This window comes from Peribacillus frigoritolerans (assembly GCF_030676415.1).
Taxonomy (GTDB): Bacteria; Bacillota; Bacilli; order Bacillales; family DSM-1321; genus Peribacillus; species Peribacillus frigoritolerans_A.
In genome coordinates this window covers 85,532-104,029 of sequence record NZ_JAUUTW010000017.1, presented here as the reverse complement: position 1 = coordinate 104,029, position 18,498 = coordinate 85,532, and the positions used below count along the sequence as shown (strand labels likewise).

The 18,498-nt window shown below is 36.3% G+C and carries 18 protein-coding genes and 1 pseudogene; 9 read left to right on the top strand and 10 right to left on the bottom strand.

What is annotated here, in order from left to right; all coding sequences use genetic code 11:
* Positions 1-147 precede the first annotated feature (147 nt).
* A complete protein-coding gene (locus Q8G36_RS16945; RefSeq protein ID WP_305160901.1) occupies positions 148-1,014 on the top strand; it encodes a LysR family transcriptional regulator in 867 nt (288 codons plus the stop codon).
* A 230-nt stretch (positions 1,015-1,244) separates the two neighbouring features.
* Here Q8G36_RS16945 and Q8G36_RS16940 read toward each other — a convergent pair whose 3' ends face one another.
* Positions 1,245-1,730 carry an HIT family protein gene (locus Q8G36_RS16940; RefSeq protein ID WP_305160902.1) on the bottom strand — a complete coding sequence of 162 codons (486 nt, stop codon included), beginning with the start codon at positions 1,728-1,730 and terminating at the stop codon, positions 1,245-1,247.
* A 325-nt stretch (positions 1,731-2,055) separates the two neighbouring features.
* On the opposite strand from Q8G36_RS16940, the pseudogene Q8G36_RS16935 reads away from it, so the two are divergent.
* Positions 2,056-3,290 (top strand): annotated as a pseudogene (locus Q8G36_RS16935) (IS110 family transposase).
* A gap of 211 nt (positions 3,291-3,501) precedes the next feature.
* Here Q8G36_RS16935 and Q8G36_RS16930 read toward each other — a convergent pair.
* From Q8G36_RS16930 to Q8G36_RS16920, 3 genes are all read right to left on the bottom strand, one after another.
* Positions 3,502-3,969: a VOC family protein gene (locus Q8G36_RS16930; protein WP_305160903.1), complete on the bottom strand. Its 468-nt coding sequence runs from the start codon at positions 3,967-3,969 to the stop codon at positions 3,502-3,504.
* Positions 3,970-4,165: 196 nt separating this feature from the next.
* Entirely contained in the window at positions 4,166-5,587 is a 1,422-nt protein-coding gene (locus Q8G36_RS16925; protein ID WP_305160904.1) for a sensor histidine kinase, read from the bottom strand.
* Positions 5,584-6,309 (bottom strand): response regulator transcription factor, encoded by a 726-nt coding sequence (locus tag Q8G36_RS16920; RefSeq protein WP_214751461.1) that lies wholly within the window; start codon positions 6,307-6,309, stop codon positions 5,584-5,586. The genes Q8G36_RS16925 and Q8G36_RS16920 overlap by 4 nt, the downstream gene beginning before the upstream one ends.
* A gap of 241 nt (positions 6,310-6,550) precedes the next feature.
* Here Q8G36_RS16920 and Q8G36_RS16915 point away from each other — a divergent pair, with 241 nt between their 5' ends.
* Genes Q8G36_RS16915 through Q8G36_RS16905 form a run of 3 tightly spaced genes read left to right on the top strand, consistent with a single transcriptional unit; the run spans position 6,551 to position 8,968 of the window.
* The gene (locus Q8G36_RS16915; protein WP_305160905.1) at positions 6,551-7,462 is read left to right on the top strand and encodes an ABC transporter ATP-binding protein; all 912 of its coding nucleotides are present in this window, start codon (positions 6,551-6,553) and stop codon (positions 7,460-7,462) included.
* A complete protein-coding gene (locus Q8G36_RS16910) occupies positions 7,459-8,217 on the top strand; it encodes an ABC transporter permease (protein ID WP_214751455.1) in 759 nt (252 codons plus the stop codon). The genes Q8G36_RS16915 and Q8G36_RS16910 overlap by 4 nt, the downstream gene beginning before the upstream one ends.
* Positions 8,218-8,233: 16 nt before the next feature.
* Positions 8,234-8,968: an ABC transporter permease gene (locus tag Q8G36_RS16905; RefSeq protein ID WP_305160906.1), complete on the top strand. Its 735-nt coding sequence runs from the start codon at positions 8,234-8,236 to the stop codon at positions 8,966-8,968.
* Positions 8,969-9,234: 266 nt separating this feature from the next.
* Here the strand turns inward: Q8G36_RS16905 and Q8G36_RS16900 are convergent, their stop codons facing one another.
* The 5 genes from Q8G36_RS16900 to Q8G36_RS16880 all read right to left on the bottom strand — a co-directional run bounded on the left by Q8G36_RS16900 (position 9,235) and on the right by Q8G36_RS16880 (position 12,659).
* Positions 9,235-10,074, bottom strand: coding sequence for a tyrosine-type recombinase/integrase (locus Q8G36_RS16900; RefSeq protein ID WP_305160907.1), 840 nt, complete (start codon positions 10,072-10,074; stop codon positions 9,235-9,237).
* A 244-nt stretch (positions 10,075-10,318) separates the two neighbouring features.
* Positions 10,319-10,597: a DUF3784 domain-containing protein gene (locus Q8G36_RS16895; RefSeq protein ID WP_305160908.1), complete on the bottom strand. Its 279-nt coding sequence runs from the start codon at positions 10,595-10,597 to the stop codon at positions 10,319-10,321.
* A 194-nt stretch (positions 10,598-10,791) separates the two neighbouring features.
* Positions 10,792-11,226: a DUF4362 domain-containing protein gene (locus Q8G36_RS16890; RefSeq protein WP_305160909.1), complete on the bottom strand. Its 435-nt coding sequence runs from the start codon at positions 11,224-11,226 to the stop codon at positions 10,792-10,794.
* A 185-nt stretch (positions 11,227-11,411) separates the two neighbouring features.
* Positions 11,412-11,978, bottom strand: a complete 567-nt coding sequence (locus Q8G36_RS16885) for an undecaprenyl-diphosphatase (RefSeq protein WP_305160910.1) — start codon at positions 11,976-11,978, stop codon at positions 11,412-11,414.
* Between the two features lie 195 nt (positions 11,979-12,173).
* Positions 12,174-12,659 (bottom strand): HIT family protein, encoded by a 486-nt coding sequence (locus Q8G36_RS16880; RefSeq protein WP_305160902.1) that lies wholly within the window; start codon positions 12,657-12,659, stop codon positions 12,174-12,176.
* A 157-nt stretch (positions 12,660-12,816) separates the two neighbouring features.
* On the opposite strand from Q8G36_RS16880, the gene Q8G36_RS16875 reads away from it, so the two are divergent.
* The 4 genes from Q8G36_RS16875 (at position 12,817) to Q8G36_RS16860 (ending at position 16,528) form a co-directional block, all read left to right on the top strand.
* The gene (locus tag Q8G36_RS16875) at positions 12,817-13,344 is read left to right on the top strand and encodes an isochorismatase family protein (RefSeq protein WP_305160911.1); all 528 of its coding nucleotides are present in this window, start codon (positions 12,817-12,819) and stop codon (positions 13,342-13,344) included.
* Positions 13,345-14,144: 800 nt separating this feature from the next.
* Positions 14,145-15,302 (top strand): FAD-dependent oxidoreductase, encoded by a 1,158-nt coding sequence (locus Q8G36_RS16870; protein ID WP_305160912.1) that lies wholly within the window; start codon positions 14,145-14,147, stop codon positions 15,300-15,302.
* A gap of 32 nt (positions 15,303-15,334) precedes the next feature.
* A complete protein-coding gene (locus tag Q8G36_RS16865; RefSeq protein WP_305160985.1) occupies positions 15,335-16,003 on the top strand; it encodes a TetR/AcrR family transcriptional regulator in 669 nt (222 codons plus the stop codon).
* 222 nt (positions 16,004-16,225) lie between these two features.
* On the top strand, positions 16,226-16,528 hold the full coding sequence (locus Q8G36_RS16860; RefSeq protein WP_305160913.1) for a hypothetical protein: 303 nt from the start codon (positions 16,226-16,228) through the stop codon (positions 16,526-16,528).
* A gap of 508 nt (positions 16,529-17,036) precedes the next feature.
* Here Q8G36_RS16860 and Q8G36_RS16855 read toward each other — a convergent pair.
* Positions 17,037-18,266, bottom strand: a complete 1,230-nt coding sequence (locus Q8G36_RS16855) for an NAD(P)/FAD-dependent oxidoreductase (protein ID WP_305160914.1) — start codon at positions 18,264-18,266, stop codon at positions 17,037-17,039.
* Positions 18,267-18,498 lie beyond the last annotated feature (232 nt).

Below are 18,498 nucleotides of genomic sequence, written 5' to 3'. Positions count from 1 at the left end.
TCCTATAGTTTACCGTGGCAGCGCAATTTTTTGCCACCGACGCGATTTGTTTTATTAATATTATTGTATTCTATCAACTCCATATAATAAAATGATTAATAATGATATATCCATCAAAATTATTGATGTGTAATTGGAGGGTTTTCTATGGAGTTAACCGATTTAAAAGTGTTTATGGCGATCATAGAAGAGGGCAGCATAACCCGCGCGGCAGAGAAACTGGGCTACGTTCAGTCGAACATTACAATGCGGGTTCGCAAGATGGAGTCGGAGCTTGGCACCCAGCTTTTTCAGAGAAATCCGAAAGGCGTAATACCAACTGAGAAGGGGCTCGTCTTCAGCAATTATGCCTCGAATATTTTGCTTAAGATGGAGGAGGCCATGAGGGCTGTAAAAGAACCAGATTACCCATGCGGACCGCTTGTGATCGGTGTTGTGGAGACGGTCGCTTCCTCTGGACCATTTATTCGCGCGTTATCCAAGTTTCAAAGCAAATACCCCGAAGTTGCGTTATCACTGATCACTGGGACGTCGCCGCTTAATTACGAGAAAGTGTTGAACGGCCAGTTGGATGGCGCTTTCTTTACTGGCGAATTTGACTTTTCCCAGTTGCAAGTCGCCTATGAGATTCGAGAAGAAGTCGTCCTTCTGACTGCCGCGGATGGAAATGAACCTTCAATTTTTCCGGACGTTGAGAATGCAGCATGGGTTGTGTTTTCGAAGGGCTGCCCTTTACGTGCAATCATCGAAGATTGGCTTCACGGCATCGGTGCAACCCCCACGAACATCGTTGAGATCAGCACGCTGGAGACGATGCTGAACTGCGTACGAGCAGGAATCGGGTACACGCTTCTAACCAAATCGGCCGTTGCTGTGAGCGATGATCGCGTACGGGCTCATCCGGTTCCGGAACAGTACCGATTCGCAACAACGCGACTGGTTTCCCGAAAAGAACAGTTTCATAGCAAAACGTTCGCTGCATTTGCAGACTGTGTCAGAGAGACGGGAATTTGATTGAAATTATCTAATATGCATTTTTAGTTAACATAAAAATTTATTATATGAAGTTAGCAAAAAAGCCAATCCCCTGCAGTTCAAGGGATAGGCTTTTGTTTATTTTTTATCGTTAATACAGGTTTTTATACATCGTTGTACATACGACCAAGCACCAGATGGCTGTATAAAAAAGGTGAATTTTATGGTACTCTTACTCAATTAAATGGCCCTTTAATGGCAAGGAAGGATTAAGTGTATAGTTCTTTTTTTAAAGCCTTAATTCCATCAATTACACTTTTTACATTTTCATCATTATTCAATTTGTTTCTTGCATGGAGCAAAACTGGTCTAACAGATTCTACCGAACGTCCAAAATCGTACATCCATTCATATCGAGGAACCATCCAAGTATGAAAATGGTGGGTAGTATCTTCATTATAAAAGTAATAAACATGTTCAATCCCTAATACTTCCCTTTGAGCTTTTCTAATCTTGGATAATAAGTTTATGTAATCAACCTTTTCTAAGTCATTTAACTCGTCAAAGCACTTAATATGGCGTTTAGATGCTAAAATTACTAAACCTTTAATGGGATATGCAACGTCTTGGTGAGCATGAAAGTATTCAGTTTCGACTATTACACCACCATCCGGATCTATTTCCCCACTTGTTAAAGCACAACTTAAACATTCGACTTCAACTGTTTTTCCATTAGACAAAGTAATTTCCCTCATAATTCCCTCCAAAAACATAATATTATTTCTCTTAAAAAGATAAAAATAAACAAACCCTTGTAGAGCTATCCTGCCCCTTCGTATTATAAGGTCAGCCAGATATTTCTGGTTGAACAATTTTTATATCGATATATGATAACGGTAGCTGGGGTAGAACGTTCCTGCCCGTGGGGCTTGGACCCCGTCAACTAAACAGTTCGCCCCCTACTTGCTTAAACATGATTTGGCTGGTTGGGACCAAGATCTCGTATAACAAGCGAAGCTATGATACTGCAAGAAGGATTAGGGGTTACCGGCAATAATATGTTTTTGGAGGAGATAAAAAATGAATCCAGTGGTTGGTCTGGATGTAGCGAAAGGTGAAAGTCAGGTTCAAGCGTTCTTGGATAAAAAGAAGCCTTATAAAAGAAGTTTTAAAGTAGCACATACCATTGAAGGACTAGAGAGCTTACACCAATATCTTAGAGAGATAGAAAACATAACAGGAATTCGACCTCCGGTCGTTTTAGAGTCTACTGGGCATTATCATACGCCCATTGTGCAGTATTTTGAGGAGAGAAGTTACTTATTAATTATCGTTAACCCACTCATTTCTTATCGTGCGAAGAGCTCTAGTTTACGGAAAGTAAAGACAGATTTAATCGATGCACGTCACCTCTGCGAGCTGTACTATAAAGAGGATTTAGAGCCTTATAAAAAACGAGGGATACAACTCTTAAATCTTCGTAATCTTTCAAGACAACATGCAAATATAACAGGTATCTATGTACAAACAAAACTACAGTTTCAGGCTGTTCTTGATCAAGTATTTCCTGAATATAGAGGGGTTTTTGGAGATTTGTATTCGGTTGTTTCTTTGCTTACTCTATTAGAATTCCCTACTTCTGAAGACATATTAGCAGTCGGTGAAGAAACTGTAGCAAATAGGATTAATGAACTTTGTCCAAGTCGTTCTAGAAAGTGGGCGAATACAAAGGCAGAGAAACTTATGGCTGCCTCAGCTCGAAATCCTTTTCAGAGAACTTTATATCAGAGTCACATTTTAAGCCTAGAGATGTATATAAAAATGCTTCTAGAATACCAAAATCACCTATCCAGGTTTGAAGACGAGATAGATGCTTTGGCAAAAGAAATTGAAGAATATAAGATTATCCAATCCATCCCTGGAATCGGTGAAAAAATCGCTGCAACGATTATTTCTGAAATTGGAGAGATTGATCGGTTTAATCACCCTAAAAAACTAGTGGCATTTGCCGGAATTGATCCAAGTATCTTTGAATCAGGTAAATTTAAAGGCACAGTAAATAGGATTACCAAAAGAGGTTCTGGCAGACTACGACATGCCTTATATATGGCCGTTCGTTGTGCCATTCGTGATTGTCGCAAGAAGAAAACGACAGATGAAATCATCCCTCGGAACAAGAGATTACGAGAGTTCTATGATAAGAAACGTGAAGAAGGAAAGCCCTTTAAAGTAGCTGTGATAGCATGTCTAATAAGCTTCTACAATGGATTTATGCACTATTACAAAATAACTCGACTTTCCAAGATCTAACCTAGTTTAAAAGTATAACTAAATAGCACAAAACTTTCCAAATACGGTTCATTGGAAGGTTATTTGGCATGCACAAATTTAGTATAGCATGAAATATTTTAAGTTTTCATTGAAAAATGTTGACTAACTATTAGCTGGTTTAGTTGCATAAAGAAAAGGATTACCACAGCAATCCCCTTGTTAAACTCAATAATCCGTTACTGAAGCAGAGCAGAATTAGTTGTGAGCAGTATTTCGTCTATACCAATCCTCTAATGACATGTCTCCAAAATATTCCTCAAAGTCCAATCTTAAAGGAGCAATCAATTCAAGAGCATTTCCGTCTGGGTCATCAAAATAAATAGCTGCGTGAGCTTGTGGATTGTTATCAAGAACTAAAGGTTGTTGTTCTTCAGTTAAGTCAAAGGTTGTACGAACTTCGATTCCTTTACTATTTAACCAATCTTTTGCTGATGTCATGTCCTCTATATCTATTTGTAAAGCTACATGTCGTATTGAAGGATGGTACGGAATTTCTACATGGTTTGTTTCCCAAAGACCAAGCCAACTTTTACCTTTCTCAATCCAGAAGAAAGCTAATCTATCATTTTGATATGCAATTTCTAAATCTAACTTTTTATAAAATTTCATTGAGTTTTCAAGATTACTTACAGGTAAATGTGCCTCGTAAAGACCCTTTATCATTTCTCGTCCCACCTCGTTATGATATCTATACATTCCTTATATTTACTGTATCATACCAATATTTGGATTCTCTAGATATAAGCCTGAATCAAGCTACACTTATAATCGTATTTTTGAGTTAAATCATAATTTTGTTGAACTAACCTGCCCCGTTAGTTGCATAAAGAAAGAGCTGCCTTAAAGACAGCTCTAATCTTCAGCTAACCCCCCGTTTTAGTGGAAAAATAATATTACATTTGGTACCAAGTTGAGGTTTACTATCTATTTCAATATAACCATCATGAGCTATAACAATTTGTCTTGCAATTGCCATCCCTAAACCAGTACCTGAAATATTAGAAGAAGCACTTATTCCTCTAAAATAACGGTCGAATAAGCGTTCAACTGTTTCTTGGTCCATTCCTACCCCATCGTCCTCGATTGTAAGTTGAATTTCTCTTTCAAGCGAATCCTCATGTAATATGATTCTAACTTTAGTATTTGGAGGGTTGTGTTTGATACTATTCGCAATTAAATTTTCAACTGCTCGCTTTAAATATCTTTCATCCATGTTAAAAATAATTGTATTATTGTTAGGTTCAAAAGAGAAAATCTTATTTTCTGATTCTGGCAATCTTTTCAGTTGTTCCAAAACGTTGTTGATGACTTCTACTAAATTTTTTTCTTCACGTTGTATAGGAAGAGCCTCATTTTTCAATTGAAAAGTTAAGCTAAAGTCTTCAATCAGTTGCTCCATATACTCCACACGTTCTTCCATGGTTCTAGCAAAGTGACGCACTTTATCTTGTTCCCAATCATATTCAGTTGAAGATAATAGTACAGTATAGCCCTTAATAACAGATAAAGGAGTTTTTAAGTCATGGGATACGCCTGTCATCCATTCTTCCCGTGTCTTTTCTAATAACTCTCTTTCTTCTGTGTTTTTCTGAAGGGTTGATGTAAGTTTAGAAAGTGATTGCATCAATTCTTGATATGTTTTATATTCGGCTTTATTGAGTAGGCGTTTTTTAAAATGAAAATTTCCAAAGGGTTCTTCATATTTTCCTTTAGATAGATTTTCAATCCAGGAAACCATATACAGCAATGGAGCACCTAATTGTTTCCCGAAAAATAAGGCAATTAAAATTCCTATTACAATGATGGAAAGAATCCACAGATTATTCATCCAATAAAGAAATGGATTATTGCTTTTCATTGGTTTCCCTAACACCCATGTTAAATCTTGATTGTTTTTGGTTTCATACCATGTAGATAATTGATACCCCTTTTTGGCAGGATATAGGTAATCTGATACTAGCTCTCCAGGTATATAATGATTCGGTATGGTTTTGGGTTTATTAAAGAAGAAGATCTCATTTCCCTGTTCATCTAATACCTGAATCCACATCTGGTTCTTTAATAAATCTTCCTTTGTTTTCGAGTTGATTGAAAGTTGTTGATCTCTAACAACCGTATCAGCAACAATTTTGCTAATTGATAAGCGTGGAGTTTCAATTTTGTTATGCCCTAGAAAGAAGCTGAACAAAAGCGTACTAATCACGATGAGTGAACCCCAAATAAGCATGAGCCAGAAAAGACGTGATACAAAGTAAAATGCCACTCGATTTCTTAATTTCACTTTATATCCTCGCTTGTTGCAGCTTCAAATATATAACCTAATCCCCGAACTGTTTTAATCCATTTAGGTCTGCTTGGATCTGCCTCTATTTTTTCACGTAATCGGCGTACATGTACCATTACGGTGCTATCCCCACCATAAAATTCCCCCCATACATCTTTATAAAGTTGATGTTTGCTCAAAATTTGATTAGGGTGTTTACAAAAATAGAGCAAAAGTTTCATCTCTTGGGTTGGGCATTCTATCCTTGTTCCATCAACAATAAGTCTTCCCATATTGGGGTCTATTTTAAAATAGTCATAATCAAACACCTGCTTTAGAGAGTGAGATGAGGAAACTTGAGGAGTTCGCTTTAATTGAGCTTTGACACGAGCTACAACCTCTAATGGGTTAAAGGGTTTCGTAATATAGTCATCTCCACCAAAACTAAACCCCTGCAATTTATCTAAATCTGTTGCTTTTGCTGTTAAAAACAGTATGGGGGCATTTGTATGCGAGCGAAATTTGCTACATAGAGTAAAGCCATCAATGTCTGGCAGCATAACGTCCAACAATATAATGTTCGGATTTTCTTGTGTTGTTTTTAAGAGGGCCTCGGTTCCTGTAATGGCTGTTAAGATATTATGAAACCCTTCCTTCTCAAAGACAGTTATTAATAAATCTAGGATATGCTGATCGTCATCAACCATCAGGATTTTATGCTCTTCGAGCTTGAAAGTCATATGTATCCTCCCCTTCTATCTTATTATTTTACATGAAAGGGTTGGCTTGCAACGTAGTTATAGAAAAGAATTAATACCCCGTTCAGGATTCTAAATATTCAATTTTTTTATAACCCTGTGGTTATTGAGGCTTATCATATTAAATAGAAATATTCCTAGAAAGTCGTTAAACAAATGTTTAGTAAGAGTTTCGTTCGTGTTTAAAAACTTTCGTTTACGATAGAAGTGAGGTGAGTAGCATATGAATGATCAAATCGTTGTCACGAACGAACTGACCAAAAAGTATAAGAAGCACACATCCGTAGATGAGTTAAATTTACGGATCGAACGTGGGCAAATTTACGGCTTTCTCGGTCCAAACGGTGCTGGTAAAACAACAACAATCCGAATGTTACTAGGTTTGATTAAACCAACAAAAGGAAGTATTGAAATCTTTGGCCAGAACCTAATCAAGAATCGTTTGCAAATTTTACAACGAATCGGGTCACTAGTCGAGTCTCCAACGTATTATGGCAACTTAACTGGTTACGAAAACTTAGAGGCCATTCGTAGGTTACGGGATATACCCGAAAAACGAGTCAATGAAGTTCTGGAAATTGTCAGATTAACTAAAGTAGCTAACCGGCTAACAAAAGAGTATTCCCTTGGAATGAAGCAGCGTCTTGGGATTGCTGCAGCTCTGTTAAGCAGTCCAGATTTATTGATTTTGGATGAACCCACAAACGGTTTGGATCCGTCGGGCATCCAAGAAATGAGAGAGCTGATAAAAGAATTACCAAAGTCAGGAATGAGTGTTCTTGTATCCAGTCATTTGTTGAGTGAAATAGATCAAATGGCTACACAAGTAGGAATCATTAATAACGGAAAAATGATTTTCCAAGATTCGATAGAACGATTACGACAAAAACGTAAACCATTATTAAAAGTCGGGGTAAGCGACGTAATCAAAGCAAAGACACTATTAAAAGGGAAAGGATTAAAGGTTGAAATGCAAAAAGACTTTTTGTGGTTGGCCCAAACAGAACCAGAGTTTGTTTCAGAGATTAACTCCATTCTTGTGCATTCGGGAGTATCTGTGTATCGGCTTGAAGAAGTTAAACGGTCGCTCGAAGATATTTTCTTGGAATTAACCGGAACCGAGGGAAGTCTATGAAAAAGATATTATGGGCGGATCAAATAAAGCTAAAACGTTCCTCGTTATTTATTGTAGTCTTATTGGTCCCCTTACTGATCTTGGCATATGAATTGGTGAATCTCACATATCGAGTTGAGTATGTGGAAAAACAAGCTGAAATGTTCCATGCCGGCTCTATGTGGATGTATTTATTGTATGATAATAGTTTATTATTCGGCCTTGGTTTTCCGTTAGCCGCCACACTTGCTGCGTCAATAATAGCAAATATCGAACATCAGGCGAACGGATGGAAACAAACGCTGTCATTACCCATTTCAAGAGTTCGAATCTATTTAAGTAAATTTGTTTGGTTAGTGGTTAGTTTATTCCTTTCTCTTTCTATTTTTCTAGTTGGCATGGTGTTGTTAGGAAAGATGTTAGTGTTTGAAGGAAGTTTGCCATGGGGGCTGTTGCTCGGCGATTGTTACGGCATGTTGATTACAGTGTTGCCTATATTGGCTTTCCAGCTATGGTTATCCATGATTTTTAAAAACCAGGCATTCTCGATTCTTATTGGATCCGTATCAGCCATGATGGGCCTGTTTTTGGCTGCTTCTCAAACGACGAGATGGTTTCCACTTGCTTATCCTAGTCAGTCTTCAACGGTTATTTTACAGTATGAAGGCATAGCGTATAATCCCGATTTTTCAGCCTACCTTATCATCAGTCTTTTGGTAGGAACAATCCTTTTGTTTATAGGATCTATTCATTTTGCTAAACGCGATGTTTTGTAAAAAGGGAGGGAAATACTTGAAAAACATCTTATTTGTTGAACGGTTAAAACTAAAGCGCTCAAAGTTATGGATACTTTATTTGATAGGCCCCTTACTAGGTGTTCTCCTAGCATATACTAATTTCTTTAAAAACTATGATCTTTTTATGAGTCCTGGAGATAATCCATGGGTAGAAGCTTGGACACAAGTTGCCTTGTTTATGGGCCCTTTTGTATTGCCAATTATGGTGGGCATTTATGCAGCACTTGTTTGTCGGGGAGAACATGTCGGAGGAGGATGGAAACAACTTTTAGCTTTACCAATCAAACACTCAGACATCTTTTTAGGGAAATTCTTAACAGTGGTCCGCATGGTAGTCATTACAATGTTAATTTTATTCATCTTTTTTGTTGGATTTGGTTATATGGAAGGAATGGAAGGTAGTCCTCCTATTATTACAATATTAGGGTTCGTGATCAGGGGGATTTTTGCTTGTTTACCTTTGATCTTGCTACAACTCATTATATCCATCCGAGCTAAAACATATGGAATACCACTTGCTATTAGCATTGTTTTTACGCTTCCTTCCATTATTATTGCCAGTACACCACTTGGACAGATATATCCATGGACACAACCTATGTTAGCCATGTCACCGGAGGATGAATCGCCTATTCAATCTTATATTTTATTTTACACACTTTTAATTGGGACCTTCATCGTTCTACTACTTTACGGTGTGAAAAGTTTTACTAAACGTGACATAATCTAATCTTACCTTAAAAGCTGTTATTTAAATGAATTCATAAGGATTCAAACCGTAAGAAACATACCTTCAGCAAACTTAATCTTTTTTAGGGATTTCTGACAATAAAGGAATTCCCACTATACGTTTCGTTTTTATGAAAGGCTCTGTTAAACGATAATGTTTACAATCAGTAAAAAATACAGGACTTTGGGAGGTCCTTTTTTGGGGTTCTTCTTCAACTAACGCACTCGATAGTTTATTAAGAACAAAATAAAAAGGACCTTGGTCCCTTAAAAATACTTTCTATACAAGTCTCTCCGCATTGCACCACTTAGATATGCATATATTTTTGTGGTTTCACTTTTTTCATGACCCATTAAATTTTGAATCACTTCTAGAGGCGCTCCATTATTCAATAAATTTGTGGCATAACTATGTCTAAGCTGGTGGGGATGAATGCTCTTTTTAATGTCCGTTCTCTTTGCTACCAGTTTTATAATGTTTCTCGCTTGAGAAATACTCATTCGATGGGGTGCGCGTGTTGTCACAAATAGTGCTTCCTCATGATCTTTTCGCTCACTTAAATATCGCTTCAACCATATTTCACAACGAGTATTGAAATATACTTCTCGTTCTTTACGCCCTTTACCTAAAACGATTGCTGATTGATTAGAGAAATTGATTGAGGCCCTATCTAGAGTTATTGCTTCACCAATTCTACATCCTGTTGAATACATAAACTCAAATAAAGCATTTTCGAATGTTGTATGACAAGCTTCCCGCAAATGTTCAATTTCCTCTTCAGACAAGTATTTTGGTACCCTTAATTCTAATTTTGGTTCCTTGATTTTGGAAGCAGGATTTCCATTAATTAAATGTTCATCCTGAGCCCATCTAAATAAAGATTTAATAAATCGAATTCTGTGACCCAGACTGGATGGCTTAAGCTTTTCAGCTGCTTTTCCCAGATAAGCTTTAAGAGAATTAGTTGAAAGTTCTTGAATGGATATATTTCCAAAACTATTCACCAACAAGTTAAATTGGACATAATAGGCCTTTAATGTTTGTTGAGAATAACCTTGGATTTGCTTATCTGCCTTATATAAACCCCATACATCAGTTAAGATCATACCTGTTTCTTTCCAATCTATACCATATTAATAGACAGTATAGTCAAAAGAAGAACTATTATACTAGATTAGTAGAGTTTTCATTAAACAATAACACCTGTTAGTTAAAGAAGAAAAAGCTGCCTTAAGACAGCTCTGATCTTCAACTAACGCACCCGTTAGTTCATTAAGAAAAACGATTCTTATTAAAGAATCGCGCCCGATTGTAGAATATTGAAAATAAGAAAGTCAAACACAACAAATATTATTCAACCATTCTTGTATTTACATATCCAAGTAGAATTACATAACCAATTATCATAATAGGAAATAAAACTTGTGTATCGGGACGGTCAATAAAAGAACCACCGAACATAATCATTCCAATTACTAAGCTATAAGAGCCTACCAATCTTGCCAGTTTATTTTGGTCTCTTACACGTTTTTGATTGTAACCAGATAATAGCCAAGTATGCTTTTTTACTCCTACAAGGTACGCTAGAAGAAATAGGATTATTGATGTAATTATTAATAATTGATTCATTAGAATTCCTCCTTAGAAAACAACAAAATAATTCTTAATATCCGTAAATCCAATATTTCCCTTAAAATTATTTTAACATCTTCTTAAACAAAACTGCCCCGATAGTTCCAAAAAGAAAAAGCTGCCTTAAAGACAGCTCCGCCCTTCAGCTAAAGAACCCTTAGTTGATTAAGGCCAATTAATTACCTGTTTTCTTAGTCTACTCCTAAATAGTAAGGTATTTCATAGCCAGAACAGCCTGTTAAAACATACTCATCTTGGTTGTTCTCATTTTTAATCACTTCGATAGTTTTGCACTGATGTGTTTTAATTGTATTATCTCCATATTCATCTTTTGTGGTATCACGCGTCACTTCAAGAATTTCTACATTAAATGTTATATCACTAATAATCGGGTCTCCTTCTTTAGTATAGGAGACTACCCGTATCTTATCCTCTTTCCCTTTACTTACATTTTGAATAAAATCTTTAAGCCTTGTTAAGTTCTCTATACCATCGTGTTTGCTTACTATGTCTGTTTGTGCTGGGGTGAATTGTTCATCTTTATTATCGGATAGCGATATAGAACAACCTATTAATAAAGTTAATAGCATCACAATTAAAATAAAATATCCCTTTCTAAAATTCATATATCGACATCCTTTCTTACCTTATAGACGTAATAAGAAACTTTAAGTTTCAAACATATTTGATCAACTAACTGCCCCTATAGTTGCATATGAAAAAAGGAGCTGCTGATCAGCTCCTGATAATGATGAAATAAAGCACCTGTTAGTTGAAAAGACTATATAATTTTCCATAGCTAACCAATCTTTCATCCACCTTGTCCTTGGAAAATTGGTCTTTCTATTAGTAATGATATGGGTTTTACCTTGAACAAAAGGTAATGTGTAAATACTGCAATTATCACTCCATTTAAAATTCCCGCAACTACATCTAAAGGATAGTGAACCCCTACCCATATTCTTGAGAAAGCTACTATTATCGCAAGAATAAACCATGAATATTTAAAACGATGAGATGATAGCCAAAGAGTAACAGCAATTGCTATTGCAGATGTAGCATGGTCACTTGGAAAAGAGGAATTAGCAGAATGCTCAATAAGTTGAATAATTTCATGCGATATAAACGGTCGCTCTCTATAAATGAATAACTCAATAATTCTGTTTATTGAATAAGCCAATGTAAATGAAAACATAGCCTGAAAAGCTATCACACGGAAATTACTTTTATTTAGTAGCCATAACATCAAAATTAATAAAACAAAAGCATATTGAACATATTCCGCAAAGAAAATCATTATGTTATCTAATAATGGATATTGTTGGACTTTACTATTGATAAATTTAAACCATTCATAATCTGCTTCTATAAAACTCATTTCATTATCTCCTTCAATGCATCTGTTTAGTCAACTGTTCTGTTCTCCTCTTCTCTTTAATTGAATTTTAACAATTTATTACATATCGGTCCACTTCTTATGGAGCTAACCTGCCCCGTTAGTGCCATAAGAAAAAGAGCTGCCAAGGCAACTCTCTTATCGAAGTAAAGCAACTGTTAGTGGGACAAGGAAGGATTAAGTGTATAGTTCTTTTTTTAAAGCCTTAATTCCATCAATTACACTTTTTACATTTTCATCATTATTCAATTTGTTTCTTGCATGGAGCAAAACTGGTCTAACAGATTCTACCGAACGTCCAAAATCGTACATCCATTCATATCGAGGAACCATCCAAGTATGAAAATGGTGGGTAGTATCTTCATTATAAAAGTAATAAACATGTTCAATCCCTAATACTTCCCTTTGAGCTTTTCTAATCTTAGATAATAAGTTTATGTAATCAACCTTTTCTAAGTCATTTAACTCGTCAAAGCACTTAATATGGCGTTTAGATGCTAAAATTACTAAACCTTTAATGGGATATGCAACGTCTTGGTGAGCATGAAAGTATTCAGTTTCGACTATTACACCACCATCCGGATCTATTTCCCCACTTGTTAAAGCACAACTTAAACATTCGACTTCAACTGTTTTTCCATTAGACAAAGTAATTTCCCTCATAATTCCCTCCAAAAACATCTCTCTTAAAAAGATAAAAATAAACAAATCCTTGTAGAGCTATCCTGCCCCGTTAGTTCCACAAGGTCATTTTCTTTTATTGCAATATTTAATTTCCACCTGTTATATTTAAAAAGAAACTAACAGGAAGTGTTATTTGATGAAACAGGCTCTAATAATCATTGATATGCAAGAAATATTCTTTAATTATCCCCAAAACTATTTATTTAATAATGAGCAATTAGTTAATAATATAAACGAGCTAATTAAGCAGGCTCATGAAAAAAATATACAGGTTATCTTTATTCAACATACTAGTCAAAACGAAAAAGACGCACTTTTTGAAGGGGAAAATGACTGGAAACTTCATAAAAATTTATTAGTATCCTCTACCGATAAAATTATCAAAAAATCAAAATGGGATTCGTTCTATCAAACTGAGCTCTTAGATTACTTAAGAACCAATAAAATAGAACAACTTATTTTTGCAGGAGCACAGACTGAGTTTTGTCTTGACACAACTATTAGAGCTGCCTTTAGTTTAGGGTATCAAAAAAATCTACTTTTTAAAAAGACACATAGTACATTAAATGGTGTAATTTTAAATGCAAGTGATATTATTAATCATCATGAATCTATTTGGAATAATAGATTCCTAACTGTCATTGAAGGTGAAACAAAATTATAAATTACTACTTAAAGGACGGTTATTTACCGTTCTTTTTCTTTTAGAAGAAGGGCAATTGTTCCACTACTGCTTTGAAAATTTTCTATATAATGTACTCACCTCAAAATAAATTCGAGTGGAATGTTAGCTTCTTTTCTTCAACTAAACTGTCTGTTAGCATAATAAAAAGGACTGTCTAAACAGCCCTTTGTGATCTTAAACTAACGCACCCGTTAGCCATCCATGAAGCGCGAAATCGGCGCTTCACCACAGAGAATGAAAATTGGTCTCTATGTCGATAATGTTTTAATGGCTGGCGAAGAAGGTCGTTGAACTATGGTGCCTTTTGAGCCCATCCGTTAGTCTGACTCCGACGTCCACGGTGTACCACCGACTGTCGCGCCCTTTATGGGTAGCACTCATGGGAGATTAATCCTTTTTTGGTCGTCGCGCTAGCCTCTACTTAATTTGCTATAATTGGAGGTTTTTGTTTAACGATTTACCAAACTCAATCAGATCACTCATAAGGCTCAGCCTTTTTTTAAAAAGCATTTTTACTGGGTCTATTTTGTTGTGATTTTTTCTGGATTTTGAGCTTTTTTAATTTTCATGGGAGTTTAAGTAGATTTTTTCACAAACTTATATTAGTTCGCAACTAAGATTTAAGAACATAATTGATAAATCAGCTCTTTAGTTAGTAGAGAAACGTGAACTTAAAAAGTTACCACCAAATATAACGAACACTGTTCTTTACAAACACCGTTCGTTAAGTTATAAATAGAACAAGACATTTAAAATTTAATTTATAGGGGTTGATAATTATGATAATGAAAACAAAAGAAATACAGGAACAACGGATTGCTATTATAGGGGCAGGTCCAGGCGGCCTCACATTAGCTCGCATTTTACAGAAACATGGTGTAAAAACGGTCGTCTATGAAAGAGAAGAGTCTCCCACTAGCCGCCAACAAGGTGGTACATTAGACCTTCATGAGAATTCCGGACAATGGGCGTTAAAAGAAGCTGGCTTATTTGAAAAATTCCAAACGCTTGCTCGATATGAAGGAGAAGACTTTCGTCTTGTAGATAAAACGGGTAAAGTCTATTTGGATGAAGTTACAGATAAAAATAATGGAAAGCGTCCTGAAATCGATCGTGGAACACTTCGTGAGTTATTATTAGATTCTGTTGATTCAACTTGTATTCAATGGGGACATAAGTTGACACATGCCGTTCCTTTAGAAAATGGCATACATGAACTTCACTTTGAGAATGGGCATGTTGATACTGTTCATCTTGTGATAGCTGCCGATGGCGCTTTTTCACGTATTCGCCCTCTTGTAACGGATTCCGTACCTGAATATACTGGACTCAGCATGGTTGAGCTAAATATAAAAAATGTAGCAACATCTCATCCAGGTATTGCTAAGCTTAATGGCCATGGAACATTCTTTGCCATCTCTGATCATAAAAGTATTTTTGCGCAGCTAAATGGAAATGGGAATATTCGTGTATATTTATCATTTAAAGTTGACCACAACTGGCTAGATACTTGTGAAATCCCGTTCAATGAAACTGATAAAGCTAAACAACAGCTGCTTCAGTACTTTAATGATTGGGATGAGTCTCTAAAAGATTATATCCGATTGGCTGATGAAGCTATACTCCCAAGACGTATATATATGTTGCCTATTGGCCTTAAATGGATTCATAAACCAGGTGTAACTCTGATTGGGGATGCGGCACACTTAATGTCGCCTTTTGCTGGAAAAGGCGCAAACTTGGCAATGCGGGATGCTGCGGAATTGGCATTGTCAATTGTTAAGCATGTGAATGTTGATCAGGCGATTCAAGGATACGAGAAAAAAATGTATGTGTATTCCTCCCAATCCGCCGAAGAGTCAGATGCGAACCTCAAGCTTTGTTTTTCAGATAATGCCGCAGCTAAATGGATGGATTTAATGAAACAATATAAATGACACCATTTGATAAAGGAGATTGGAAAAGAATGATGAATAAATCAGAACGCACGATTATTAGCCGTCGTTCGCGGCCTGCTAAGGATCCATTAAGCAAAGATCTTATTGTGAGAACTGCGTTAGAAATTTTAAAGAACCAAGGTCTTTCTGGGCTGAGCATGCGTAAAATTGCCAAAGAGTTAGATACGGGTCCATCTTCTCTATATGTGTATGTCAAAAATGTTCAAGAGTTAAGAGCGTATGTGTTAGATTATGGACTCGAAAAAGTTGTTTTGTCAGATAACCAAGATGGGCATTGGAAAGATGAGTTATTTGATGCACTAGAATCTTATCTAATAACTCTCTATGAATCACCAGGGATCGCTGAACTTGCTTTAACGACACTTCCAATAGGACCTAACTCGTTAGCAATGATAGAATATATCCTTCAGCGGCTTCATGCGGGTGGAATTCATTCTACTTCAGCAGCGTGGGGAGTAGATCAACTATTTATCTATGCTACCTCAGTGGCATTCGAACAAGCTTCACGTAAACAGAATGGAACTGCGATGGATTCCCTTTACGTTTCTTACCAATCAGTGGATGCTAAGGAATATCCAATAATCTCTAGTTTAAAAGAGGAATTATTCTCTGGAGAACAAGAACGTTTTCGTTGGGGATTAGAAGTGATCCTGCAAGGAATGTTACAAATGCAAAAATAAATGAGAACACAGCACGATGAATTTTAAAAATGGTTGTATGCATTGTATTAGTGAGATTAATGAATGCTACAATCCCTTCGCAGCAAAAATCTATCGTGGTGGAGTCCTAAAGTATGGAAGCGCAAAATCATTAAAAAGGATCCGAAAGAAACATAGATATTACAGAACACATAAAAATGAATTCCATGATTATAAACAACAATGAAAAGGCGTGAATTTCTTATGAGCAATCTGGTAACTTTGTCGATAGCTTCGGAGATATTTCTTTTGTTTTCCTTTATTATTATTTTCTTATCAACTAGGAATACGAAAAAGAATGTTCTCTTGATGACCTTGCTCATAATTGGAGGTGTTCCACTTCTATATAAGGTCATAGATCATATTAACGGCCATTATATGGATGCCAATATCGGATTGGGCCTTGCTTTTATGTTTACCTGGATATATAGCGCAATTACTTTTGTCATTGCCATCATTCTCTTAGTAAAAAAGAAAAGAAATAATAATATTTCCAAAGAGCAGTAATTATCCTCTTCTCCAATTTAGTTTCGATTGAAAATTGGCTTGAAACATGGAAAGCCAGTTATCATTATGTTACTAGCATCACGAAGGATGGCATGATGCAGAATCCGTTGCAGGATGTCAATATCCTTCGTGTCCTTGTAAAATCGATAGCGAAAATTTTTTTCAGGTGCCTTCTTATGGCGCTAACTCAACCGTTACTTTAAGTACACTTTTTCACAAACTTGTACAAAAGTAACGATTAAATTACGATGCCTTTTTTCAAATAATGCCTCGTTCTACCAAGTTTATTTACCGACTTTCCATTGAAACATTTCCCTAAAATCCTCGAATCACTCTTTACAGACCTATTGACAGGGTAAGTCCAGAAGATAGGCTTTTCTATGATCTTGTGAAGGATTGTACTTAAACTAACCTGCCCCGTTAGTAAAATAGGTACCCTTATGATTGCAATGCACCTATTTGTAATATTATTTTTGTACTTGAATCACTTAATTTCTAAAAATCATTGCTAGATCGACTGCATAATTCGTGCGAGTTCTTTTTCTAAAACAACGGGCTCGTTTGCGTAATTGTAAATCCCTAAAAACTTCTCTATAGCCTCTGGATGGGAACTGATTAGCTTGTTGACAGCATCCTGTTGTTCAGATATGCGTTCATTCTTCGAAATTTGGCATCCCATGTGAAACCGAACCATAAACTCATCTTCTATTGCCTTTTGATATTCTTCAGACATTTGATTTGATTGATCGGATTGTCCCTTATACTTTAATAGAATATTGGATAATAAACGTGCTCCACATATAGCATCATGGATACCCTGCGCCATGCCAGGATCTTTAAAACAAACTGCATCTCCAACCAACGCCCATCCTTTTCCCATTCCTTTATACCAGTAATTATCATATCCTAGAATGCCTTTGACCGGTTCTACTAGGTCTGCATTTTTCAAGCGCGCCCCAATTGTTGTATTCGGAAAGTTATCTGTTAAGAGATTGCGTAGACAGCTCTCCGGATTTAATTTAAACCGTTCTATCAATTCCTTATTTTCTAATGGGAAAATACCGACAATAACATATAAATCATCATTCGTCGGAAAGAGAATGGCTGTGTTATCTTTTATCTTGTATACTTCAAATTTAGGGACATTATCGTGGCGAAATCCAGAGAAATACCCGAAATAGATGCCGACTGTTGCCGGAATACTTATTTTGAGTTCACTTTTTACCAGCTTGCGAATAATAGAGGATCGGCCGTCTGCTCCGACTACCAGGCGAGCTAAAAATTCTTGTTTCTCGTTGTTGCCGCCTAAACCTTTCACGCCTATTACTGTTTCGTCATCACGGATGACATCCGTCACACGAAATCCTTCTAAAACGGTTACATTCATTTGAGATTTGGCTTGTTCAAGTAGGATATGATCGAGATAAGTTCTTCTAATACAATAACAACTGTCCTCTCCGTAAACCTTAGGGATGAGACCTTCTATCACGGTATCTTCAAATTGAAATTTAATATCCCGTACCGGTGGTGCCTTTGTTTCCAATAACTTGTCCAGGACACCTATTTCTCGAAGAAGAGAGACAGTATTATTGAAAAAGGTATGGGTTGATAATGTGTCCCTTGGAAAAGTCGATCGGTCCACTAACAACACATGGAAACCTGCCTTAGCAAGATAAATTGCCAGGGTAGAGCCGGCACATCTAGCACCGGTAATGATGACATCATACGTCTTATTCATCGTATCACTCCATTTTTAAGTACAATTATTAACTTGCTTATCCATTAGCAGAGTTCTAAAGTTAATGCTCCTACGAGTTAAAGTAATGGGGAAAATTGATAAGAATATCCTACATACATAAAGTATGGAAGTTAAAACGAAATAAGTACAGAGAATTCCATCCTGAAAAGCCGATCTCTTCTACGTTAAGGAATCGACTTTTTTTACTTCTTCTTATAGAACTAATGCACCC